Annotated in this window: 20 protein-coding genes, 1 tRNA gene and 1 pseudogene; 17 read left to right on the top strand and 5 right to left on the bottom strand. The window is 61.6% G+C overall.

Annotated elements, in window-relative coordinates; genetic code table 11:
* The first annotated feature begins 181 nt into the window (after window positions 1-181).
* The 6 genes from ACSHT2_RS07335 to ACSHT2_RS07310 all read left to right on the top strand — a co-directional run bounded on the left by ACSHT2_RS07335 (window position 182) and on the right by ACSHT2_RS07310 (window position 7,760).
* Window positions 182-1,042: a MaoC family dehydratase gene (locus ACSHT2_RS07335; protein WP_061027166.1), complete on the top strand. Its 861-nt coding sequence runs from the start codon at window positions 182-184 to the stop codon at window positions 1,040-1,042.
* 152 nt (window positions 1,043-1,194) lie between these two features.
* Entirely contained in the window at window positions 1,195-2,073 is an 879-nt protein-coding gene (locus ACSHT2_RS07330; protein ID WP_440641003.1) for an SDR family oxidoreductase, read from the top strand.
* 125 nt (window positions 2,074-2,198) lie between these two features.
* A complete protein-coding gene (locus tag ACSHT2_RS07325) occupies window positions 2,199-3,152 on the top strand; it encodes a dihydrodipicolinate synthase family protein (protein WP_440641002.1) in 954 nt (317 codons plus the stop codon).
* Window positions 3,153-3,156: 4 nt separating this feature from the next.
* Window positions 3,157-3,954 (top strand): NUDIX hydrolase, encoded by a 798-nt coding sequence (locus ACSHT2_RS07320; RefSeq protein ID WP_440641001.1) that lies wholly within the window; start codon window positions 3,157-3,159, stop codon window positions 3,952-3,954.
* Window positions 3,955-4,033: 79 nt separating this feature from the next.
* Window positions 4,034-4,948 carry a DMT family transporter gene (locus ACSHT2_RS07315; RefSeq protein WP_440642793.1) on the top strand — a complete coding sequence of 305 codons (915 nt, stop codon included), beginning with the start codon at window positions 4,034-4,036 and terminating at the stop codon, window positions 4,946-4,948.
* 124 nt (window positions 4,949-5,072) lie between these two features.
* The gene (locus ACSHT2_RS07310) at window positions 5,073-7,760 is read left to right on the top strand and encodes a PAS domain S-box protein (RefSeq protein WP_440641000.1); all 2,688 of its coding nucleotides are present in this window, start codon (window positions 5,073-5,075) and stop codon (window positions 7,758-7,760) included.
* Here ACSHT2_RS07310 and ACSHT2_RS07305 read toward each other — a convergent pair whose 3' ends face one another.
* Window positions 7,761-8,114, bottom strand: coding sequence for a GrlR family regulatory protein (locus tag ACSHT2_RS07305; protein ID WP_319327189.1), 354 nt, complete (start codon window positions 8,112-8,114; stop codon window positions 7,761-7,763).
* Between the two features lie 262 nt (window positions 8,115-8,376).
* Between ACSHT2_RS07305 and ACSHT2_RS07300 the strand changes: the two genes are divergently transcribed.
* Window positions 8,377-8,874: a hypothetical protein gene (locus ACSHT2_RS07300; RefSeq protein ID WP_440640999.1), complete on the top strand. Its 498-nt coding sequence runs from the start codon at window positions 8,377-8,379 to the stop codon at window positions 8,872-8,874.
* A 57-nt stretch (window positions 8,875-8,931) separates the two neighbouring features.
* Here the strand turns inward: ACSHT2_RS07300 and ACSHT2_RS07295 are convergent, their stop codons facing one another.
* The gene (locus ACSHT2_RS07295) at window positions 8,932-9,318 is read right to left on the bottom strand and encodes a VOC family protein (RefSeq protein ID WP_440640998.1); all 387 of its coding nucleotides are present in this window, start codon (window positions 9,316-9,318) and stop codon (window positions 8,932-8,934) included.
* A gap of 182 nt (window positions 9,319-9,500) precedes the next feature.
* On the opposite strand from ACSHT2_RS07295, the gene ACSHT2_RS07290 reads away from it, so the two are divergent.
* The 6 genes from ACSHT2_RS07290 to ACSHT2_RS07265 all read left to right on the top strand — a co-directional run bounded on the left by ACSHT2_RS07290 (window position 9,501) and on the right by ACSHT2_RS07265 (window position 14,535).
* Complete coding sequence (locus ACSHT2_RS07290) at window positions 9,501-10,073, top strand: hypothetical protein (RefSeq protein ID WP_440640997.1); 573 nt, start codon at window positions 9,501-9,503, stop codon at window positions 10,071-10,073.
* A gap of 159 nt (window positions 10,074-10,232) precedes the next feature.
* Window positions 10,233-10,748, top strand: a complete 516-nt coding sequence (locus ACSHT2_RS07285; RefSeq protein WP_440640996.1) for a hypothetical protein — start codon at window positions 10,233-10,235, stop codon at window positions 10,746-10,748.
* Window positions 10,749-10,896: 148 nt separating this feature from the next.
* Window positions 10,897-10,973, top strand: a tRNA-Arg gene (locus ACSHT2_RS07280).
* Window positions 10,974-11,405: 432 nt separating this feature from the next.
* Complete coding sequence (locus ACSHT2_RS07275) at window positions 11,406-11,648, top strand: hypothetical protein (RefSeq protein WP_440640995.1); 243 nt, start codon at window positions 11,406-11,408, stop codon at window positions 11,646-11,648.
* A 23-nt stretch (window positions 11,649-11,671) separates the two neighbouring features.
* Window positions 11,672-12,292 (top strand): RNA polymerase sigma factor, encoded by a 621-nt coding sequence (locus tag ACSHT2_RS07270; RefSeq protein ID WP_440640994.1) that lies wholly within the window; start codon window positions 11,672-11,674, stop codon window positions 12,290-12,292.
* Window positions 12,289-14,535 (top strand): AAA family ATPase, encoded by a 2,247-nt coding sequence (locus ACSHT2_RS07265; RefSeq protein ID WP_440640993.1) that lies wholly within the window; start codon window positions 12,289-12,291, stop codon window positions 14,533-14,535. The genes ACSHT2_RS07270 and ACSHT2_RS07265 overlap by 4 nt, the downstream gene beginning before the upstream one ends.
* Here the strand turns inward: ACSHT2_RS07265 and ACSHT2_RS07260 are convergent, their stop codons facing one another.
* On the bottom strand, window positions 14,536-15,306 hold the full coding sequence (locus ACSHT2_RS07260) for a hypothetical protein (RefSeq protein WP_440640992.1): 771 nt from the start codon (window positions 15,304-15,306) through the stop codon (window positions 14,536-14,538).
* 1,804 nt (window positions 15,307-17,110) lie between these two features.
* On the opposite strand from ACSHT2_RS07260, the gene ACSHT2_RS07255 reads away from it, so the two are divergent.
* Window positions 17,111-17,434: a hypothetical protein gene (locus ACSHT2_RS07255; RefSeq protein ID WP_440640991.1), complete on the top strand. Its 324-nt coding sequence runs from the start codon at window positions 17,111-17,113 to the stop codon at window positions 17,432-17,434.
* Window positions 17,435-17,461: 27 nt separating this feature from the next.
* Here the strand turns inward: ACSHT2_RS07255 and ACSHT2_RS07250 are convergent, their stop codons facing one another.
* Window positions 17,462-18,058, bottom strand: coding sequence for a hypothetical protein (locus ACSHT2_RS07250; RefSeq protein ID WP_440640990.1), 597 nt, complete (start codon window positions 18,056-18,058; stop codon window positions 17,462-17,464).
* A 561-nt stretch (window positions 18,059-18,619) separates the two neighbouring features.
* Here ACSHT2_RS07250 and ACSHT2_RS07245 point away from each other — a divergent pair.
* The 3 genes and pseudogenes from ACSHT2_RS07245 to ACSHT2_RS07235 all read left to right on the top strand — a co-directional run bounded on the left by ACSHT2_RS07245 (window position 18,620) and on the right by ACSHT2_RS07235 (window position 20,626).
* Window positions 18,620-19,126, top strand: a pseudogene (locus ACSHT2_RS07245) (thermonuclease family protein).
* A 54-nt stretch (window positions 19,127-19,180) separates the two neighbouring features.
* Window positions 19,181-19,927, top strand: a complete 747-nt coding sequence (locus ACSHT2_RS07240) for a hypothetical protein (protein WP_440640989.1) — start codon at window positions 19,181-19,183, stop codon at window positions 19,925-19,927.
* Between the two features lie 96 nt (window positions 19,928-20,023).
* Window positions 20,024-20,626, top strand: coding sequence for a DUF2441 domain-containing protein (locus ACSHT2_RS07235; RefSeq protein ID WP_440640988.1), 603 nt, complete (start codon window positions 20,024-20,026; stop codon window positions 20,624-20,626).
* 9 nt (window positions 20,627-20,635) lie between these two features.
* Here ACSHT2_RS07235 and ACSHT2_RS07230 read toward each other — a convergent pair whose 3' ends face one another.
* Window positions 20,636-21,004 (bottom strand): hypothetical protein, encoded by a 369-nt coding sequence (locus ACSHT2_RS07230; RefSeq protein ID WP_440640987.1) that lies wholly within the window; start codon window positions 21,002-21,004, stop codon window positions 20,636-20,638.
* Between the last annotated feature and the right edge of the window lie 91 nt (window positions 21,005-21,095).

The following is a 21,095-nucleotide window of genomic DNA, read 5'->3' as shown; positions in this document are numbered from 1 at the left end:
TGTGGGAGAAGGTGGCGCGAAGCGCCGGATGAGGGGTTTCTCTCCACAGAGAGACTTTCACTGCGGAGCCAACCCCTCACCCAAACGAGTTTGCCGCACGGCTCTCGCAGCCCTCTCCCACAAGGGGAGAGGGCACTTCGACTGGCAGCGGCGCATAAGAATCCGGGAGGAAACAAACAAGATGTCCGCCAGATACGAAGAGCTCAAGGGCCTGAAGAACATCGGCCAGAAATACGCCTACACCGACCGCGAGGTGATGCTCTACGCCTACGGCATCGGCCTCGGCGCCGATCCCATGGACGAGAAGGAGCTCGCCTTCGTCAACGAGGGCACGCTGACGCCGCGGCCGCTGAAGGTGGTGCCGACCTTCGCCTCCGTCGCAGCCTGGGGTTCGGGGCCGGGCGAGATGAATCTCAACCGCGTGATGGTGGTGGACGGCGAGCGCGACATTACCTTCCACCAGCCGCTGCCGGTCGCCGCCAACATTACTGCCGATTCCTCCGTGCTCGAGGTCTACGACAAGGGCAAGGACAAGGGCGTCGTCATCGTTCACCAGACCGTGCTGAAGAACGAGAAAGGCGAGAAGCTGGCGACGCTGGTTGCCTCGCGCTTTGCCCGCGGCGACGGCGGCTTTGGCGGGCCGAACCTGACCCAACCCGATCCGCACAAGATCCCCTCGCGCGCCCCCGACAAGACCATCGATATCACGACGCGTCCGGATCAGGCGCTGGTCTATCGCCTCTGCGGCGACCGCAACCCGTTGCACTCCGATCCGGAGTTCGCGAAGAAGGCCGGCTTCCCGCGCCCGATCCTGCACGGCATGTGCACCTATGGCATCACCTGCCGCGGCGTGCTGCAGACCTATGCCGACTACGACGCGAGCGCCTTCCGCCAGCACGTCGCGCGGTTCTCCTCGCCGGTCTATCCCGGCGAGACCGTGACCATGGACCTCTGGAAGGACGGCAACGTGATCTCGTTCGAAGCCAAGGTGAAGTCGCGCGGCGTCACCGTGATCAAGAACGGCAAGACGGTGCTGGGGTGATGACGCCGCTCGGCGCGCTCTGAATTATCTCGTCATGCCCGGGCTTGTCCCGGGCATCCACGTTCTTTCGCGCAGTTCGCGACCAAGGTCGTGGATGGCCGGGTCAAGCCCGGCCATGACGGAGCAAGAAAAACAAACAGGGAGAAGCCACCATGGGACTGCTCGATGGCAAGGTTGCGCTGATCACCGGCGCGGGCGGGGGGCTCGGTGAGGCCTACGCAAAGCTGTTCGCCCGGGAAGGGGCCGCGGTCGTCGTCAACGATCTCGGCGGTCCTCGTGACGGCTCCGGCGCCGACAAATCCATGGCGCAGCAGGTGGTCGACGCGATCAAGGCCGAGGGCGGCAAGGCGATCGCCAATGGCGCGGACATTTCCACCATGGAAGGCGGCCAGTCGGTGTTCGACGACGCCATCAAGCACTTCGGCCGCGCCGACATCCTCGTCAACAACGCCGGCATTTTGCGCGACCAGACCTTCGCCAAGGCCTCGGAAGCCGATTGGGACAAGGTCATCAAGGTGCATCTGAAGGGCACCTTTTGTTGCACCCTGCCGGTGTTTCGCTGGATGCGGGAAAATGGCGGCGGCGTCATCGTCAACACCTCCTCGACATCAGGGCTGATCGGCAATTTCGGCCAGACCAATTACGGCGCGGCCAAGGGCGGTATCTGGGGCTTGTCCAACGTGCTGGCGATCGAGGGCCGCAAATACAACATCCGGATCTGGACGCTGGCTCCGGGCGCCCTGACCCGCATGACCGCAGACCTGCCCCGCTATAAGGAGAACCCCGGCGCGGCCCTGGGCCCGGACGGCATCGCGCCGGCCGTGCTATACATGGTCAGCGACTTGTCGGGCGACCAGACCGGCAAGGTGCTGGGCGTGTCCGGGCCCCGCGGCGTGCGCGAAATGCGGATGATGGAAATGGAAGGCTGGAAACCGTCGCACACGGGCTGGAAGGCCCAGGACATCGTCGATCACGCCAAGGAGATCTTCTTTTCCGAGGAGCAGATCAAGATGGGGGCGCGGCGGTTTTAGCCACACTGTCATTCCGGGGCGCGACGAAGTCGCGAGCCCGGAATCCATAACCAGCCGGGGTTATGGATTCCGGGCCTGGCCCTGCGGGCCATCCCGGAATGACGACAGAGAGACAAGGAAACACGATGAAACTCACCGCCGACGCCAAGGGCACCTTCGCAATCGCGCCGACGCCGTTCCACGACGACGGCCGGATCGACGAGCGCTCGATCGACCGCCTGACCGATTTCTACGAGGAGGTCGGCTGCGACGGCGTCACGGTGCTCGGCATCATGGGCGAGGCCCCCAAGCTCGATGCGGCCGAGGCCGAGCAGGTGGCGGTGCGCTTCATCAAGCGCGCCAAGAAGATGCAGGTCATCGTCGGCGTCTCCGCGCCGGGCTTTGCCACCATGCGCTCGCTGGCGAAGGCCTCGATGGATGCGGGCGCGGCCGGCGTGATGATCGCGCCGCCGCCCTCGCTGCGGACCGACGATCAGATTGTCGGTTATTTCAAGCAGGCGGCCGAAGCGATCGGCCCCGACGTGCCCTGGGTGCTCCAGGACTATCCGCTGACCTTGTCGGTGGTGTTTACGCCTGCCGTGATCCGCAAGATCGTCACCGACAATCCGAACTGCGTGATGCTCAAGCACGAGGACTGGCCGGGCCTGGAGAAGATCTCGGCACTGCGCAGCTTCCAGAAGGACGGCTCGCTGCGGCCGCTCTCGATCCTCTGCGGCAATGGCGGGCTCTTTCTGGATTTCGAGATGGAGCGCGGCGCCGATGGCGCCATGACCGGTTACGCCTTCCCCGAGCTTCTGATCGATGTCGTGCGCCTGTCGAAGCAAGGCAAGCGTGACGCCGCGCACGACCTGTTCGACGCGCATCTGCCGCTGATCCGCTACGAGCAGCAACCGGGCGCCGGCCTTGCCGTGCGCAAATACGTGCTCCAGAAGCGCGGTGTCATCGCTTCCAGCGCCCAGCGCAAGCCCGGCGCGACCATCACACCGGCGGCGAAAGCGGAGGTCGAGTACCTGCTGTCGCGCGTCGCCCGCGTCGACAAGCGCGCCAATCTCGGCCCGCAATCCAGTGCCGCGGGTTAGTTGAATGGCCGAGACATCAGCATCACGCCCCGCGTCGACGATCCTCCTGCTGCGTGACGGTGCCGCGCAGGAAGTCGAGGTCTTCATGATGGTTCGCCATCATCAGATCGAGTTCAACTCGGGTGCGCTGGTGTTTCCCGGCGGCAGCGTCGATGCCGGCGACAAGGAGATCGTCGCGCGCTCGGATCTGTATTCGGGCGGCGAGGGCCTCGGCGAAGCGGACCGCGGATTTCGTATCGCCGCGATCCGCGAGACCTTCGAGGAGAGCGGCATCCTGCTGGCGCGGTCGAAGGCAATAGGGACGCCGGTCGATGCCAGACGCGCCGGCGAGATCGCAGATCGGCACCGCGTCGCGCTCAACGAGCACAAGATCAGCTTCCTCGAGATTCTGGCCGACAACGGTCTTCAGCTCGCGCTCGACACTCTCGTGCCCTACGCGCACTGGATCACGCCGGAGGGCATGCCGAAGCGCTTCGACACTTGGTTCTTCCTCGCGGCAGCTCCGCCCGATCAACTGGGCGCTCATGACGGCCGCGAGTCCACGGATTCGATCTGGGTCTCGCCGCGCGAAGCGGTGGAGGGCGGTGAGACCGGCCGCTTCAAGTTGCCGTTTCCGACCACGCGCAATCTGATCCGGCTTGCGAAGCAGCCCAACGTGGGCGCGGCGCTCGATCACGCCCGCGGCCTGTCCATCGTCACGGTGATGCCGGTCATGACCAAGACCGAAACCGGCCGCCAGCTCCGCATCCCCCGCGAAGCCGGCTATGACGGCGAGGTGTTCGAGGTCGGAGCGGTCGGCTAGTACACTTCGATAGGCAACGAAGTATTTGCGATTGCGAACGCGCTAGGTTCCGTCCACCGAGAAGGACGGAATGCGCTTCGTGGACAACTGGCAGAACACCAACATCGCCGTCGAGCTGACACTGCTGGTCTTGCTCGCAACGCTCTGGGGCGGCTCCTACACCTTCATCAAGCTCGGCGTCGCCACCATTCCACCGATCACGCTGATCGCGGCGCGCACCGCGATCGCGGGGCTGCTGCTGCTCGGCGTCATGTGGGCGCGCGGCATCAAAATGCCGACGGATGCCGCGACCTGGCAGCGCTTCGCGTTCCAGGCCGTGCTCAACAGCGTCATCCCCTGGACGCTGATCGCCTGGGGCGAGCGTCACGTCGATGCCGCGCTCGCCACCATCCTCAACTCGGCCGGACCGATCTTCACCTTCCTGCTCACGGCGGTCGTCACCCGCCACGAGGCGACGACGCCGCGGAAGCTGTTCGGGGTCCTGGCGGGGATGGCCGGCATCCTGCTGATCGTCGGGGCCGATGCCTTTCATGGCATCGGCAGCGGCCTCCTCGCCGAGGCCGCCATCGTCGCCGCCACCATCTGCTACGCCTGCGCCGCGATCTTCGGCCGCAGCTTCAAGGACCTCGATCCTATGGCGCCGGCGGCCGGCTCGCTGCTGGCGGGCGCTGCGGTCCTGATCCCGGCTTCGCTGGTGCTCGAGCAGCCCTGGACGCTGTCGCCTTCGCTGAGTTCCGTGCTCGCACTGTCAGCGCTCGCGGTGTTCTCGACCGCGGCAGCGTTCGCGATCTATTTCCGCCTGATCCAGACCCTCGGCTCGGTCGGCACCACCGCGCAGGCCTATCTGCGTGTGCCGATCGGGGTCGCCATCAGCGTCGCGTTCCTCGGCGAGACCCTGAGCCGGACCGCCTGGATCGGCCTTGCCTGCGTCGTCCTCGGCGTCGCCGCCATGACCATCCCGGCCCGCAGGGCAGCCAGCGTCAAACTGTCGTAGGGCCGAGGCCGGAGAGGGCGGCAGGCCCCGATATTAAGGATATTCCGTGCCCCGAGGCATGTTCCCCCCGGGCGGCAATACGTCGTATATTGGGTCTTCAGCAGCCCCGGTCCTCAAACCACCAATGTCCGCCGAATTGACGCCGTCCCCTGAGAAAAGGCGAACATTTTCGCTCTCCATCGGCCAGCTCACCTTCGGCAGCTTTCTGTTGATGCTGGCGGTGATCATCGTCACCTCGACCGCGAGCGTGATCGCGATCCGGCACATCGACACGACCTTCGCCGAGTTGCAGCGGCTCCAGAGCGTCGGAGATCTCGCCGAGGACATCGATCGCCGCATGAACGAGCTGCGCGTCGCCGCGCGAGACTTCGTCACAGACCCCGGCGCCGGCATCCAGTTCCAGCAGGTGGGCGAGGCGGCCTCGACCCTGAGCGACATCCTGAAGAAGACCCGCATCGAGCTCGCGCCCGAACAGCAGGATATGATCGACGGGGTCACCGAGCGGCTTGCGACCTATCGCAACGGTCTGGAGCGGATCTCGACCCTGATCGACCGCCGCGCCCAGCTGCTCGCCGGCCTGCCGCCGCTGCGCGAACGGTTCGATGCAGCCATCGCAGGCACTGCGGACCGCGAGCTGGCATCCCGCCTGTCCGAGGCGCAGAGCCGGATCGCGGTCGGGCTGCTCGCGCGCAATCCGTCCGCGGCCGAGCAAGCCGCGCAGGGGATGCGGGCGCTTGATATTGGCGATGCCAACCTGAAGTCGGCGGTGAACGACTATGCCGAGGCCATCATGGCCGTCGCCGTCCGCGAACGGCAAATCGCCGACATCGATCGCGAGGTGCTGGGCACCGAGGGCCGATTGATCGGCCGCGTCACCGAATTGCTGCGCGAGGTCAGCGCAAGGCGCGGCCACGTGCTGTCGCGCGACTTTGCCCGCACCCTGACCGAGGCGCGGTGGCAGAGCATCGTGCTCGGTACGATCGGCGTGCTGATCGGCATCGCCGCTGCGTTGTTCGTCGTACGCAGGACGGTGCGTCCGCTCGCCCAGATTGCGCGATCCATCCGCGCGCTTGCGGCCGGCCGGAAAGACACCTCGATTCCGTCCGCCGAGCTCGACAACGAGATCGGCGACATCGCGCGGGCGGCCGAAGTGTTCCGCCGCGCGCTGGAGGAGGCCGACACGGCGCGCGAGGCGGCGGTACACGCGCTCACCGAACAGCGCCTCGCCGAAGAGAGCTACCGGAAACTGTTCGAGGGCTCGGTCGACGGCATCTATGTGACGACGCCGGCCGGCGACCTCCTCAATGCCAATCCGGCGCTGGCGCGGATGATGGGCTATGACAGCCCGCAGCAGCTGATCGACAGCATCAACGACATCGCCCACACGATCTATGTCCATCCCGAGGCGCGTGCCGAATATCAGCGGTTGATGGCGCGCGACGGCATGGTGCGCGAGTTCGAGTACCAGGTGCGCCAGCGCAACGGCAACATCCTCTGGCTCTCCGACAGCGCCACGGGCGTGCGGGATGAGCAGGGCAACATCGTCCGCTACGAGGGTACGCTGCGCGACATCACCGATCAGAAGCGCGCGGAAGACGCCATCGCCGAGGGCCGGCGCCTGCTCCAGCAGGTCATCGACACCGTGCCTGCGGTGATCAACGTCAAGGACCGCGATCTGCGCTACGTGCTGATGAACCGCTACATGGCAGGCATTTTCGGCATCGAGCCCGGCGATGCGCTCGGCCGCACCACGGCCGATCTGATGTCGCGCTATGGCGCGGCCAAGTCCGACGAGAGCGACAAGAGGGTGCTCAAGCTCCGCAAAGGGCTCGGCTTCTACGAGGAGGAGTACAAGGACGCGACAGGGAATATGCGGCAATGGCTTGTCAACAAGCTGCCGCTGCTCGACGCCGAGGGCGAGATCGAGCGGATCGTGACCGTCGCGCTCGACATCGGCGAGCGCAAGCGCGGCGAACAGGAGATGCGCAAGGCCAAGGAAGCCGCCGAAACCGCTCTGCGCAATCTGCGCGAGACCCAGGCCTCCTTGATCGAGGCGGAGAAGCTCGCCGCGCTCGGACGCCTGGTCGCCGGTGTCGCCCACGAGGTCAACAATCCCGTCGGCATCAGCCTCACGGTCGCCTCCGCGCTGGAGCGCAAGACCGCGATGTTCACGGCCGAAGTCGAGCGCGGCGAGCTGCGCCGCTCGACGCTCAACGACTTCCTCAACACCAGTCGCGATGCGTCCTCGCAACTCGTCTCCAATCTCAACCGTGCCGCCGAGCTGATCCAGTCGTTCAAGCAGGTCGCAGCGGACCGCAACTATTCGGACCAGCGTACTTTCGATCTCGGCGACCTCACCGAGCAGGTGGTGATGAGCCTGCGGCCGGGCCTGCGCAAGCACAATCTGACGCTCAACGTCGAGTGCCAGCCGGACCTGACCATGAACAGCTATCCCGGCCCGTACGGCCAGGTGCTGACCAACCTGTTTCTCAATTCGGTGGCGCACGCCTTCCCGGACGGCCGGCCGGGAACCATCGAGATCCAGGTGCGCGAGTCTGGCAAGGACAATGTCGAGATCATCTTCTCTGACAATGGCTGCGGCATGTCGCTCGACGTCCGCCGCCGTGCGTTCGATCCGTTCTTCACGACACGGCGCGACCAGGGCGGCACAGGCCTCGGGTTGCACATCGTCTACAGCATCGTTACGAACCGGCTCGGCGGACGGCTCGATCTCGATTCCGAGCCGGGCGGCGGCACACGTATCCAGATCATCCTGCCGCGCGTGGCGCCGCTCGAGCAGGCTGCGGAATAGCTAATCGACCTCTGCGAGCTTGTGCAGGGTGGCGCCGAAAATCAGGCTGGCCTTGCCGACCAGCGCCGTGCCCGTCATCTCCGCGCGCGTGTCCGTGTAGGTACCGCTGACGCCGATGCCGACTGGGGCAGGGCCGCCGAACAGCGGATTGTCGTCGCCCCGAGGCGAAGTGTGCCGTTGCACCAGCACCTCGCCTTTGAAGGTGTTGTTGTTCTTCACCGTGTAGCTGCCGGTGTAATAGAGGTAGGCATCGCCGCCAAGAATCTTGCCGTCGCGGAAAAGAATCACGCCGCTGCCCTTGCCGGCTCGCCCATCGAGCAGGGTCACGTGAATTGAATAGAGGCCGTTCTTCATAACGTCCCGTGGGCCGGCCGCCATCGCCCAATGGCGTCACCGGTCCGGCTTTTATGCCAAAGCCGATCCCCTCGCGCAACGCGGCAGTTTGGCGGCAGGTCGCGGGAGCCCTGCAGCGGCGAGCCGTAGTTGTCCCGACTTGTGCGGGACGCCGTCATGACGCTCTGATGGTGAAGCGCGGCCCGCCGTTACGAATCAGAGTTGGCCCGCGAAATGCATAATCATTGTTGCACTGGCCGCGGGGTGCTGGAGCAAGACGAACGTGACCAGCTGGATCGATTCCGGCGGCGATGAGCCGCGTCTGTACCGTGCGCGTCCCACGAATTGCAAAAGCGAGCAACGGCGGATCGGCAGCGCGATACGCTGGCGAAGCCTGACAAGGCTGGCGTGCGCCTTGGCCTTGATTGCGCTCGCGGCCCCCTTCGGGCACGCTCGCGACCGCGGGCAGTTCGTCAACACCAATGCCGAATTGAAAGCATGGTTCGATAGTCTGCGCAGCGGCAAGGGACCCTGCTGCTCCGATGCTGATGGTTCGGCGCTCTCGGACTCCGACTGGGACAGCAAGGACGGGCACTATCGCGTCCGCGTCCCGCGCTACGGCTACGCGCTCGACGGCCAGCAGCAGGAGCTCGTCTGGGTCGATGTGCCCAAGGAGGCCGTAATCTCGGAACCGAACCGAGTGGGACGCACCATGGTCTGGCCGATCTACGGCTACATGGGCGTCACTATCCGCTGCTTTATGCCCGGTAGCATGACTTAGCCGCACTGGGCGTCGCGTCCCCCGGTGGGAGCCTGAGACGGCCCGCGCCGCGTCACGTCAGGTGTATTTCTTGTCGCGCTCGAGCAGCTCGATGGAGATGCCTTCGGGGCCGCGGATGAAGCAGATGCGCACGCCGGGCCGGATGGTCGTCGGCTCGCGCGTGAGGGTGACGCCCTTGGCCTTGATCTCGGCGGCGACGGCGTCGATGTCCTTCACCGTCAGACCAAAATGGTCGAGACCCTGATGCGGATGCGGAGGCGGCGGGTTGACGGCGCTGTCGCCCTCGAGCGGTGCGATGAAGATCCTGGCTCCGCCGAGGTTCACGTCGATCCGTCCGGGAGCGTGCACGATCTCGCCGCCAAGGATGTCTCGCAGCCAGGCCGCCGTGGCCTCTGGGTCGGGACTGCGCAGATGGACATGATCCCAAGTGACGGCGATCGGCATTTCATATTCTCCCAACGGGGTCTTTCGATGTTGCGGGCGCATGTTAGCGGCCTCGGCCGGTGGTCGCCACCGCTCTCGCCGACTCGCATCAAGTGCGGGAACCTTAGTTCGTCGCCCGGATTAAGGTAAGCAGTGGCCGAGTCCCTCGTTGATGGTGCCCGGGCGCGATCGGTGATGCAACCATGAGTGCCAGGCTCGACCGGATCGGATTGGGGCGCTTCGCCGGGAGCGGCGAACGATTGGCGCGGGCCGTAACGATCGCGAGCGTCTCGTTTGGCCGCAGCCTTCTGTGGCTGCTGGCCGCAATCATCGTCGGCGGCGGCATTTGGATGCTGCTGCCCCTTTCCAAAGGCAATAGTGCCGAGCCGGTGAGGCCGGAGCTGGCGGCTGTCAAGCCGGCTCCTTCGGGCGATGCGTCCGCGGTGATGTCGCCGGCGTCCGAAGTTCCGGCACCGGCTTCGGCGGAACTCAGCCGTCTCAGGATTTCATCGCAGACCTGGCGCCGCGGCGGCCTTGGCTCCAAAGCTCTGGTGACGTTCACGCTGCGAAACGACAATGACTATGCCGTAAAGGATGTCGAGATCGTCTGCGCCTTCACGCGGCGCGATGGCACTCATCTTACCGACCGCAGCCGCGTGCTGGCGGATGCGGTCAGCATGAAGAGCCGCAAGACCTTTGCGCGTATCCCCGTCGGCTTCGTTAACGTGAATGCCGATCAGGCGAAATGTTCGCTGGTCGCAGCGCGCCGCGCCTGAAGGCGGCACGTTCCGGTAGCGGAAAAGTTACTCTCCGCGGACTTGGCGAAAAAACCATGCATCGCCATTTGAACCGAACGGCTGGGCCAGGAACCAATTGAGAGATCGCCTGTTGAGGCGGAGAGCCTACGCGGGAATGCGGGGGGCGGAGCGCGGCCAATGCCCATCTTTAGGTATTTCATTTTTGTCGGTGGCGCCTTGCTCGCACTGCTGTTCGCGGCGGATTTCGTTTTCCCGGCGGCGCCCGTAGCGCAAGCTGTTGCGACCGCGGCCAACGACCAGCCCCTGATCCGAATCCGGTCCGATCGGCACCTGCCTGAGCGCGTCGTACTCGACACCAGCCAGCCGACGATTGCCGCACCCGCGGTGAAGACTGCCGCTGTTGCGGCTCCCCAGCCGCCGGTACAGGAGGGCCTATCGCCGGCTTTGGCCGAGATGTCGGCCAAGACGCGGGTGCGCGAGACCTTCGCCCAGTTCACGCCGGCGCCGAGGGCCAATACCGCCGCGGCCAGGAAGTCCGGGGCCACTCAGCCTCAGATGTCTCAGGCTCAAGCTTCTCCGGTGCCGGCTCCGACCAAGCGCAAGATCGTCAGGACGCATCCGGCGCCGCAGTCCGGCCGGCCGATGATGGTCGCTCAGCAGCCGCATTTCGGCCTCTTCAACACGACCTGGTGACAGCGCCTTCGACCCCTCGATGGTGTCGGAAGGGCTTTTTATTGGGCGGCCTCTCTGCTAATTCGAACCCATCCGAACGCCGTCCGGTGTGCTGGTTCATCACCAGCAGCGGTCGGACGAATCTCGGTGGCCCGGTGCCCGGGCCAGTGCGCTCGTAGCTCAGCTGGATAGAGCATCGGATTTCGATTCCGAGGGTCGGAGGTTCGAATCCTTCCGAGCGCGCCAGTAAAATCAATAACTTAACAGGTGTTCCGTCCCTCCGTTCTTCGGCCCGGGAAACCGCGGGGAAACTTTCTCGGTGCTGGACGCACCGGACCGTGGCGCGGGTGGGAGGGGGGTTCCCCGAGAATTTTATTTTTCACCGTTATGCCGCGTGCCCCCTAAGCGGGTGCCCCCTAAGTCGACCAAGCTTCGTTCGACGTGAGATAACCGGAGCAGTTCGGGAATGCCTTCGATTGTCCATTAAATTGACGGTCTGCCCCGGGCTGTGAGACCTTCAAGCTACAGGGCGGCCACAGCGGCAGATCGCGCGCGGATACCTTAGACCGGCGCACTTCACGAGACCGTCTCAAACTAAGCACCATTGCCCGCCTGCCGGGCGTCATCACTGACAAACCCTCGGAGCAACTAGTTGCCGGGGATGAGGAGACTTGCGCCATGACTTCCCTACACCCGTCCGACCAGCCCTTGTCGTTCTCCGAGCGTCACGCGACGAAGCGCAGCCTCGCGGCCCTCTCCGGCGAAGCTGCCCTGACCGTGGAGGAGGTCTGCACTGCTCTTCGAGTGAGCCGCGCTTGGCTCTACTCCAAGGCAGGCCGCGCCGTGGTCGGGGACGGTTTCAAGCTCGGTGGTTCTCGCCGCTACCGCGCCAGCGTAATCGCTGCCGTTCTCGCGGCCTGAACGAAGCTCTCCGAGGCCTTAACTTGAAACATATTCCGCCCGGCGCACTGATGCGCGCTGATTCCCAACGGGGCAGCGTACTTCCGTTTCGCGAGCAGTTGCTTGAGGCTCTTCCGACGCTGCGGAGATACGCCCACACGCTAGGTGGCGCCGATCACGCCGATGACCTTCTGCAAGAAACGCTCGCGCGCGCCCTCAAGTACGAAGCGGTCTACCAGACGCAAGGAGCAATGTCCGCATGGTTGCGGCAAATCCTGAAAAACATCGCCCACGATCAGCACAAGAGCCGCCAGCGATGCAAGCTCTTCTGTGAACTCGATCCCGATACCACAGACGAGCATTCTGACAGTGACACGGAAGACTTTGCGTCGACCGTTTCTGACCCGACGACTTTCGGCGAACGAGAGAAGCAGCTTGATGCGAAAAACCTCATCGAGCTTGCGGCAAAAATCATCGGCGCCGAAATGTGGGAATGCCTGGAGCGAACGGCAAAGGGCTTCACGTCGGATGAGATCGCGACTGAACTCGGCATTAGCGCCGCGGCGGTGAGGCAGAACGTCTCGCGCGGTCGCAAGGCGATGGAAGCTCTACGCGCGGACCCCAAACACAAAGTCTCTAAGTCCATCAGGAAAAAGTCACGATGAAGCTCGGGCAAGTTGACAACTCGGGCGCGCGCAGATCGCGCAACAGGATGAATGCGTTCCAATTTGCAAAGGTTGGGCTCTATGTCTTTCCGAGCGACGGCAAGGTTCCCCTTGTCCCGAGGTACAACCGCGCCGATACGTCGCTGACCAAAGCCGACATCGAGGCCGCCGTCGAAGAATTCATGGAGAAGCACGAGGTTGCGCCCGCACATGTCGGCGCGACGCGTGATCCCGAAGTCATCAAGCGCATGTGGCGCAAGTTTCCCGATGCCGTGCCGTCGATCTCGTGCGGTCCTTCCAAGCTTGTCGTGCTCGATGCCGACCAGAAGGACGACGGCCCTGCCAAGATGGCAGAGCTGTTTGCCGAGATCGGCGGCGTACCCGAGGGCGTGCCGGTCAACCCGACGAAGAGCGGCGGCGCGCACTATGTGTTCGCCGATCCCGAGGGCAAATTCACCAACAAGGCGGGTCTGCTCAAGAAGCAGTACGGCACCGACGTACGCGGCCAGGGCGGGCAGTTCGTCGGCCCTGGCTCGATCCGCGAGGACGGCAAAACATACGGCACCGACGCCGACCGCCTGAACTTCCTGCGCGCGATCACGAGCGGCAAGATTCCCACGCTGCCCGAAGAGATCGTCGAGCTGATCGGCGCACAGAGCGCCGACGCCCAAGGCGAGCAAGTCACCCCCACCCAGGAGCGCGAGGTCATCAAGCGCCTCGAAGACGCAGATTGGGAGAATCACGAGCATGCCTTTGATGCCGATCTCGGTAAGTACGACCTTGAGGCGCTCAAGGCCGAGAACACCGAGTTTGCGAAGCTGTACGAGTCTCCCGCCTCTGACTGCTCGACGAATCGGTTTCTTGCCGCACGCCATATCATGCGCGAGTGGCCCGACATGGCGCCGCAGTCGCTTGCTGTGTTCTTCTTAAATTGGGAGGGGGCGGGCGCATACTGCGATGAGAAGCCGCAGTCAGGCGAGTACGACAACCGGCAGATCGCGCGCGAATGGATCAAGAATCAAGGTCTCAAAAAGGAAAAGCCTTCCAACGGTGACGTTCTTGGGCCGGTCGATGAGGACGAGGAGGAGGAGGCGAAGGGACAAGCGGAAACGGCTTCCCAGTTCTCGAAGCGCTTTGTCCTGATCGAAAAAATACGCGGGGCAACGCTTCGGCTGCTCGATTGGGCTGTCAAGTTCTTCGTGGCTAGAGGCACTACCACTGTAGCCACGGGAATGTGGGGTGCAGGTAAGACCGCCGTCTTTAGCGACATCGGGCTTCATATCGGTCATGGTTTTGAGTGGCGTGGGCGCAAGGTGAAGCAGGGCGTTGTAATCTATGTGGCGTTGGAGAATTCGGAAGATGTTGAGCGCCGTGTCGCAGCTTGGTGTGAGGGAATGGAGAGGGCAGGGCGCGACCTAAGCAACGGTGCGTTCGTTTTGCACCGCGGGCCGTGCCGCCTTTACGACCAGAGCGGCAAGCCTACCCAGGACGAAAAGGAACTCGTGAAGATCGCCAAATTTGCAGCGGATCATTACGGGCTGTCGGTGGCAATGATTGTTATCGATACTCTCGCTCAAAGCATTATGCCCGGGAACGATAACGACGCGAAGGATGCAGGTATCTACACTGCGAGCATGCAGAGGATTGCCGCCGCAACGGGGGCAAACGTGACGGTGCTCGCGCATCCCACAAAGGCCGGAGAGGGAGTGCGAGGAAGCGGTGCGCTGCAAGCCAACGTGGATACTGTGATTGAGGTGAGTCGGGATAAGACTACCGGGGTAGGGCAGATCAAAGCTGGTTCGAAGTTCCGCATTGGCGATCCTGCCAAGGTGAACTTCTACTATCGGCTTAGGTCGCAAGCCATTGGAGTGGACGAAGACGGAGACGAGATCAGCGTGGTTCTCGCAGAAGATCGGCCGGCTGTAGACATGCGCCTCGACGATTCCGATGACGATAGCTTGCCGACGCCCCCGGACGGGCCGTCCGATAAACTCGCTGCGACGCTGCGAGTCTTCAGAGAGCGGGCCGAAAGCATTGCTGCCGAGACGGGCGACGAGGTCCAAAAGGTCGGGTTGGCATCTAAGGACGTGATGGAAGCACTGAACGTTGATCGCAGGAGGAGTGGCTTGGGGGAGCTTAAAGAGCGCACGGCCGTCCCGCGATTGCTAGCGAAATTGGTGGAGGCCCGTGAATTGGTTAGGTCGGGAGACAATAAGCGGACAGAGTACAGGCTTCGCGCGTGACTAGGCGCGCGCTCGCGCGCTTAGAGTTGCATCCAGAGGCCAAACTGGGGAAGCCTCGTTTTTGGGCCTGCGAAATTCGTGCAGTGGATGCTTGGTCAACTCAGGGGATGCGGAAGTCCAAATGCTTTCCCGTTTTTGATCACCCCACAGGTGAGCCTTCGCCCGAAACTTGGCCTTACCTTCGCCGTGCCGCTCCCAAAAGAGCGGCACATTCGCTTTCGCCGCCTCCGTGTCGAATGACAACATAGTGTCGGAGCGCTGACCCTTCGAGTTGCAATAGTGGTAATGCCAGCCTTTTTGATGGTTATCGCGAGCGAGTTTGTTTCTGTCGTCTAGGCCGATGATGAGCTTCATCGCCAAAGGATCGTGCTCGACCGATGTTAGGGGCACAGTTTCAATAAGCTCGATGTGCCCGCGCAAAATCGGATACGCCCCATGCACTACATGGATCGCTACACTAGGAGCACCGGCAGGTGCGAATCCTGAAGTCTCACGGTGCGGGTCGACCTTAGTTAGTATTTTGATTACCCGTCTTATTTCCTGGCAATCCATCGCAAAAAAAGCAGAAGACTCGCTCTCCTCCCAAACCGAGCCAAGGACCTCCTCTGCATAAGCTCTGCTCGCGTATATCGGCCGAAGGTTAGCCGGGGCGACCATCGCTCCCACCGTAAGTAATAGCTCAGTTGTAAACCGCGTCTCTTCAGCGATGCGGGATTCCTCTCGATACGCGCGGGGCAGTCTACTGAACTCGAAGTCAGACAGATAATCCATGACGGTATGCTCGAAAATGCAGAAGGACCGATACGACCGTGCAATCGACCGTGCAGCCCTTCACCGTGCACGGTCGCTGCACAGTAAGGTGCACGGTCGTGCTGCACGGTTCGTGCACGGTCGGATGCACGGTCGTTCTCTAAGATTATCAGCCACTTAGTCTGACCGTGCAATGACCGTGCAGTAACCGTGCACGCATTTTCCCATCAACCGTGCAGAGGCTCTCCCCCTTAAGGGGGAGACTGCACGGTGGGCTGCACAGTGGGAGGAGTTGTCTTGCAGCCGCGGGCCGTTTCGAAGAGCCGAAGGTTGCAAATCTGTAACGTCGGAATGTGTCACAGACGGCATCGCTCGGCCGTTATGTCTCTAGGAGCCGCCCTCGAATGGGGCGTTCGATCTCCCGGGGCGGTTGGGCAAAGGCCGCGCCACTAAGTCACCCCGCCGTCCCCATCGTTATGAGACGGCCGCCTCTGTCGAGTTGCTCCCATTTGGGCGCAAAACGGATGCCGACAGGGCAGGCAGGCTTCCCGCCCGCACGCCGCCTCCAAACCGGCGCGACAGGACGGGCGGTCGTAACGACCGGTGACGGTCGGCCAGCACGGCGCCCTGCGCTGTCGCGGACGATTGGGAGACCTGAAGCGACGGTCAGACAAGGCGTGCTCCAAGAAATTCATTCGGGAGGGTCGCAAGGGCAATCGGGGCCTGACCTACACCCGGAAGCGCCGCGCTTGGGGCCGAAAGAACCTCGGGGTCACTGAGCGCGGCGCGCACCATTCGAGATTACAGACGTGAAGCTCGATGGCGTTTCGCGGATCGAAGCCAAGGTGGTTCAGCTTGGCATCGCAGCGGAGGAGTTCTAGTGGAGCGCATTCAATACGCCCCGAGGCAAGGCGCGACCTATGAGCCGTCACTAGACATCCTGGTCCCCGCACTCGCCCGGCTGCGCGAGTGTAGGAACTCGATTGATGTCCTGGTGCTGATCGACTCGTTGCCGGATATGATCTTGCCCGGCTTGGCTTATGTCGCTTCGCGTCGACAGCACATTCCGAGCGATGCGGTCCAGGCTGTCGTGACGTACTGCGGGCCGACGTTCCTAGAACGGTGCTTGGGGCGCAAACGTTCGCAAGAGCTGTTGAAGCGCTATCCGAAGCGGGCAGCATGTGCCGGTCTCGTTAGGTATGACGCCTAGACTTGTTAGATTCGTAACCTACACCTAACACCTAACACCAAACGACAATCGCCCTCGAAATAAATGCTTTGACGGCGATTGTTCCGCTTGCGACAGAGAAGGCGTATCATCGTTCGGGGCAAGTGCAATGCAACTGATCGCTACACGACGTTACGACGATTGGCATCCAGTCACGTTGGAGCCGTTCGATCTCGAAGACCGCATGTACAGAAAGCCAGATGGCTCGTTTGTGCTTATAGTCGCAGGGCCACTGCCCGGAGATCCTGCAATCGAACAGTCGTACAGTCTATCAAGTGTGTTTGAGTGGTTGAGCGAGTGCACATGGCAAATCGAGAGGGCAGTGATCGTCAACGAGTCGACGCGTTGCCGCTCGATCTGATGAGGCTCATGGAGCTAGTCGTCACCCGGCACGTATGGGCGCGGGGCTTAAGCGCGGAGCAGATGCAGGCGAAGCTTGCGTCTGCGCTAGATGAAGGCCGCAGTCATCTTGTCAGTGTTAGGAATGGGAAAGGCGGGCGCTTGGATATCGAGTTCAGCCCCGAGCTAGGTGACGTTGGACGGGCGTTTGCAGAGGCCTCGAAGTCCGCCCCAAACAACCGGCCGAATTGAGGCGCCATGAGCCCGCTTGATCGGCTGCCGCCCGATCTGCCGATTTCGCTGAAGGCTGCTTGTGAGATCATGTTCGCGGGCGCCATCACGCCCGCGACCCTCAAAGCGGAGCATGGGCGGGGCAACCTTGAACTTTTCAAAATCGGTCGGGCGCACTTCACGACGCGGCGGCAAATAGAAGCGATGATAGAGAAGTGTCGGCAGGCCCCGCCTCACCGTAAGACTCACCCGGAGGGCAATTCGGATGAAAGGACAAGGGCTGCTCACGCGCACGCCGCCCTGGTTGCGTTGCGCTTGACTTTGAACAGAGTCAAGGCGCCTAAGGATTAGGACGTTCAGGGTGTGGCTAGGATAGGGTCAAGGCTGGGTCGGCATCTGCGCCTTTAGGGGAAACGCAGCTTCATGCTGCAAAACTCTGGAGCTTGGTGCGTCGAGAGTAGCTCGCAGTGCCGCATCGTTTGCCAACTGCTGTCGGAAGGCATCGACCTCGCGCGTCAAAGTCAGGAATGAGACGCACATCTCTTTCAGTTCTTTCTGAGTGTAGAAGCCATTTCGCGTCGTAACATCGTCTGGGAATTCCGCGATATTATAGATGCTTTCTCCGACTACGAATTCGCTCCTTCCAATCGGCCCGTGGCGACATACTAGACCATGAGCAACAGCATTCCGTGATCCGCTTCGTTTTCGAATCCGACGAAGCAGATCATTCCAACTTGCCTTTTGTTCCTCGGAGCAAAAGAAAGAAATTAGCGCGTTCACCACGCCCAACTTCATGTCGAATGTTCTCACGGCGTAGAAGGCAACGGAAGCGGCGTCCGCCCGAGAGGGACGAAAGAACAATAGATAGAGGTCAGCAACAACGTGCTCGACACCTTGCCAACTTGCCAACACGTTACCCATCAGCGTCAGAAGCTCATTGCCGCTCTTGGCCTCCTGGGGGGAAAGTTCGCTCATACTAATTATCCAGAATAACTGTTGAACCTGCCGTGCCTCACGCCTCGAATGTACCCGTGCGACACGCGCTCTTCCATCTCGCGCTCTAAGAACTCGTTCGCAATCAACAGGGCCTTCACAGCTTCGCGTGCGTCACCGCCGCAAGCTGCTATGGCCTGATCGGCAGCCGCATCTAGGCGTGCCGCGTCGGATACCTCCGGCGCAGGCGTTTCGGGTTGTGGGTTGCTCATGTTGACCGGTCATCATGTTCCCATTATGTTCTAAGCAAGTCAAGGTTGATCGCGTGCATTGTTGGCTAAGCAAGGACTGAGGATGCCGGATACCGTAACGATAAAGGGCGCGTGTCGCGGATATAAACGGGGCAACACCTTCGAACTCACGAATGGGCAGGTATGGGAGCAGACGAGCCCCGAATATCAGTACCAGTACGCTTATCGACCTGACGCCGAACTAGATGCCTGGGGATCGCGAGGAAAGCTGAAAATCGAGGATATGGATGAGTGGGTCGACGTCAAGAAGATCAGCTAACGATCATCTGCCTCCACATTGGCTTTCGTTACGATAGCTCTTGTCTGTTCCGCTTTGGCTGGCCCGGCGTTGGCCGTTGGTCTCATTGGGCAGGCCAGCATCATTGACGGCGACACGCTCGAAATCCATGGCTCGCGTATTCGGCTATGGGGCATTGATGCGCCCGAAGCCTCGCAGCTCTGCTGAGGTGAGGACAGCTTGCCGTATCGGTGCGGAGCGAAGGCCGCGAATGAGCTGGACGGCTTCATAGCCGGAAAGGTTGTTAGCTGTGAGCCCGTGAGCCGTGATGTCTATGGGCGTACAGTCGCAAGGTGTTCGGTGAATGGAAGCGACTTGGCCGAATGGCTAGTGGACAGTGGGCTTGCGTTCGATTGGCCGAAATACTCTAAGGGAAAGTACGAAAAGGCGCAGCGTGAAGCGCATAGAATTGGGCGTGGCGTGTGGGCTGGAAGCTACGTTGCCCCTTGGTCCTATCGGGGGTGCGTCGAGCAGGGCGGAAGACCGCGCGAGTGCTCGGACGACGCGAACGCGCACCGTTAAAACCGGGGGGTAGTAATGCGGGGCTCAATTTTGATTGCTAAGTTGGTGTGTTCGGTGGCTGTATCGGCGCTCCTGACCGATTTTGCACATGCGCAGAGCCAGCCGACAACAGGCATCATTTACAATACTTCCGAATGGTCAAGCCTCCAATACGAGTGCCATCTTCGATCCGGTGCAAACCTAGACTGCGATATGACGCAGGCGTCCGTGCGCCGCCAAGGTGGAGGCAAAAAGCTTCAAGAGGAAATCTCGAAAGCTCTTGCGCAACTAAAGACGGAGAAGCCCATCAAGCCAGAAGAGTGCGCACAATGGGAGCAGGCAATTGAGAAGATAAAGAATCCGAAGCCTGCTGATGAGGGCTATGCACAGCTCAGCTCCATGGAGCCGCCGGCCAAGCAAGACTTGCTCAAAACGATGAGCACGCTAGTAGAGTTCTGTAAGAATCCGAACGAGCAGACAATGACGAGGCTGACAACGCTGAACTTCGAAAGGGAAGCGCGCACCTGCATTGTTGGGACGAACAGTTTTTCGTTGCAATTCAAGCGAGTTCCTGGCTCGCAAACGTGGGCGTCTAACACCGGTCCCGATGGTCTTTGTGGGGTGGTGACGGTCGCGCGCTTAGAGCCTGACCCTAAGTCCCCGAACTTCTACAACTACATACAGAAGAAGGTCGTAACGATTCCTTCTGCTAACTTTGGTAGCATGAAGTGCGCAGACGTGATTGAGCAGGGCGAGTACAAATTCGTTTGGCAGTCGCGAGACATCTACGCCAAGTGCGATTACATCAAGTTCGGCTTCTGATTAAGGATTCGAAGCACGGAAGATTTCCGTACCTGCCGACATTGCGAAGTAAAGATATGGTTGCCCCTCCGAGAACAGCCGCCATCTAGAGGAAGTATGATCAAGCAGATTGATGGTCGAAAACTGTATCATCTGACCGAGACGAAGCCGTACAAGCAAGCACTTTACAAGGGGCAAGTCCTCAACGTTGGAGCGGAGTACACACCGTACTTTGGCTTTTACGAGGGGGCTCGCACCTATCCAGTTACTCTGGAAAACGGGGCTACGGTCCAGGTGCCCGCGGTCAAGTTCCTAAAGCAGGTTCAGGCCGGAAACATCAATTGTCAGATATTACCCACAATTGCGGCTGAGGTCGCACAACACTACGTCATGCTGTGCCGCGAGCTAATTATGGAGGAAATTCGGCTCGCGGAGTTTAGCGGCGAACCGCCGTCTCGTCAGCGCTGCCTATACGCCTGCGAATCGATTGATGAGGCCCGTTATTGGAAGCAGTTCGTTGGCCTCGGCAGCACAATTTGCGAGCTGACTTGCAGGGGGACGACTGCTCGGGTCGACGCCAGTCTGCTTTTAGGTGATAGCGAGCCGCTTTCCGTCACCAAAGATCGGGCACGCAAGTATTGGAGAGGCGAAGCGAGTGACACGCCTCAGTGGGAAACTCTGTTTGTTGGGGAGGCGGAGGTAACCGGTTTCGGCCTGTAAGGGCGGAGTTTAATCGCAAACAATCTTGCAAGCTTCACGCGCGCCTAGAGGAATCTTGCAGAGCGTGATGTCGCTGAACTTATCAGTTTGAATTGTCTGCATCTTCCCGTCACCTTCTACTATCCGGCACGCGCTTTGCGTAACGATCTTGACCGCTCCGACTGTGCGGCTGCAAGAAATATGGCTTTGATATACGGTCCCTTCTCGGAAATAGCGGCCCATGCTCACATTGTCGAGCAGGCCCATATACTGCGGCGTCCATTTCTCCAGAGGCGCGACCATCGGCGCTTCAGGTACTGTATTTGGGCATTGAAGCTCACGAGAGAGTGATGCATTTAGCGGTAGTACTGCGAGGGCTATCCCAACAATGACTCTCATCCGGTCGTACTCCATAAGCAGCTCAAAGCCGCTCCTTAGGGCGCAGACATATACCAAACCACTTAATGGGCTGTAATCCGCGCCGAGCACT

This window comes from Bradyrhizobium sp. PUT101 (assembly GCF_052043945.1).
GTDB lineage: Bacteria > Pseudomonadota > Alphaproteobacteria > Rhizobiales > Xanthobacteraceae > Bradyrhizobium.
This window is presented reverse-complemented; position numbering and strand designations above follow the sequence as displayed.

Excerpts from the sequence above, each read along its gene's own strand:
- ACSHT2_RS07335 (WP_061027166.1), top strand. The coding sequence starts at position 182 with ATGTCCGCCAGATACGAAGAGCTCAAGGGCCTGAAGAACATCGGCCAG.
- ACSHT2_RS07330 (WP_440641003.1), top strand. The coding sequence starts at position 1,195 with ATGGGACTGCTCGATGGCAAGGTTGCGCTGATCACCGGCGCGGGCGGG.
- ACSHT2_RS07325 (WP_440641002.1), top strand. The coding sequence starts at position 2,199 with ATGAAACTCACCGCCGACGCCAAGGGCACCTTCGCAATCGCGCCGACG.
- ACSHT2_RS07320 (WP_440641001.1), top strand. The coding sequence starts at position 3,157 with ATGGCCGAGACATCAGCATCACGCCCCGCGTCGACGATCCTCCTGCTG.
- ACSHT2_RS07310 (WP_440641000.1), top strand. The coding sequence starts at position 5,073 with ATGTCCGCCGAATTGACGCCGTCCCCTGAGAAAAGGCGAACATTTTCG.
- ACSHT2_RS07305 (WP_319327189.1), bottom strand. The coding sequence starts at position 8,114 with ATGAAGAACGGCCTCTATTCAATTCACGTGACCCTGCTCGATGGGCGA.
- ACSHT2_RS07295 (WP_440640998.1), bottom strand. The coding sequence starts at position 9,318 with ATGCCGATCGCCGTCACTTGGGATCATGTCCATCTGCGCAGTCCCGAC.
- ACSHT2_RS07290 (WP_440640997.1), top strand. The coding sequence starts at position 9,501 with ATGAGTGCCAGGCTCGACCGGATCGGATTGGGGCGCTTCGCCGGGAGC.
- ACSHT2_RS07285 (WP_440640996.1), top strand. The coding sequence starts at position 10,233 with ATGCCCATCTTTAGGTATTTCATTTTTGTCGGTGGCGCCTTGCTCGCA.
- ACSHT2_RS07275 (WP_440640995.1), top strand. The coding sequence starts at position 11,406 with ATGACTTCCCTACACCCGTCCGACCAGCCCTTGTCGTTCTCCGAGCGT.
- ACSHT2_RS07265 (WP_440640993.1), top strand. The coding sequence starts at position 12,289 with ATGAAGCTCGGGCAAGTTGACAACTCGGGCGCGCGCAGATCGCGCAAC.
- ACSHT2_RS07260 (WP_440640992.1), bottom strand. The coding sequence starts at position 15,306 with ATGGATTATCTGTCTGACTTCGAGTTCAGTAGACTGCCCCGCGCGTAT.
- ACSHT2_RS07255 (WP_440640991.1), top strand. The coding sequence starts at position 17,111 with ATGAGCCCGCTTGATCGGCTGCCGCCCGATCTGCCGATTTCGCTGAAG.
- ACSHT2_RS07250 (WP_440640990.1), bottom strand. The coding sequence starts at position 18,058 with ATGAGCGAACTTTCCCCCCAGGAGGCCAAGAGCGGCAATGAGCTTCTG.
- ACSHT2_RS07235 (WP_440640988.1), top strand. The coding sequence starts at position 20,024 with ATGATCAAGCAGATTGATGGTCGAAAACTGTATCATCTGACCGAGACG.
- ACSHT2_RS07230 (WP_440640987.1), bottom strand. The coding sequence starts at position 21,004 with ATGAGAGTCATTGTTGGGATAGCCCTCGCAGTACTACCGCTAAATGCA.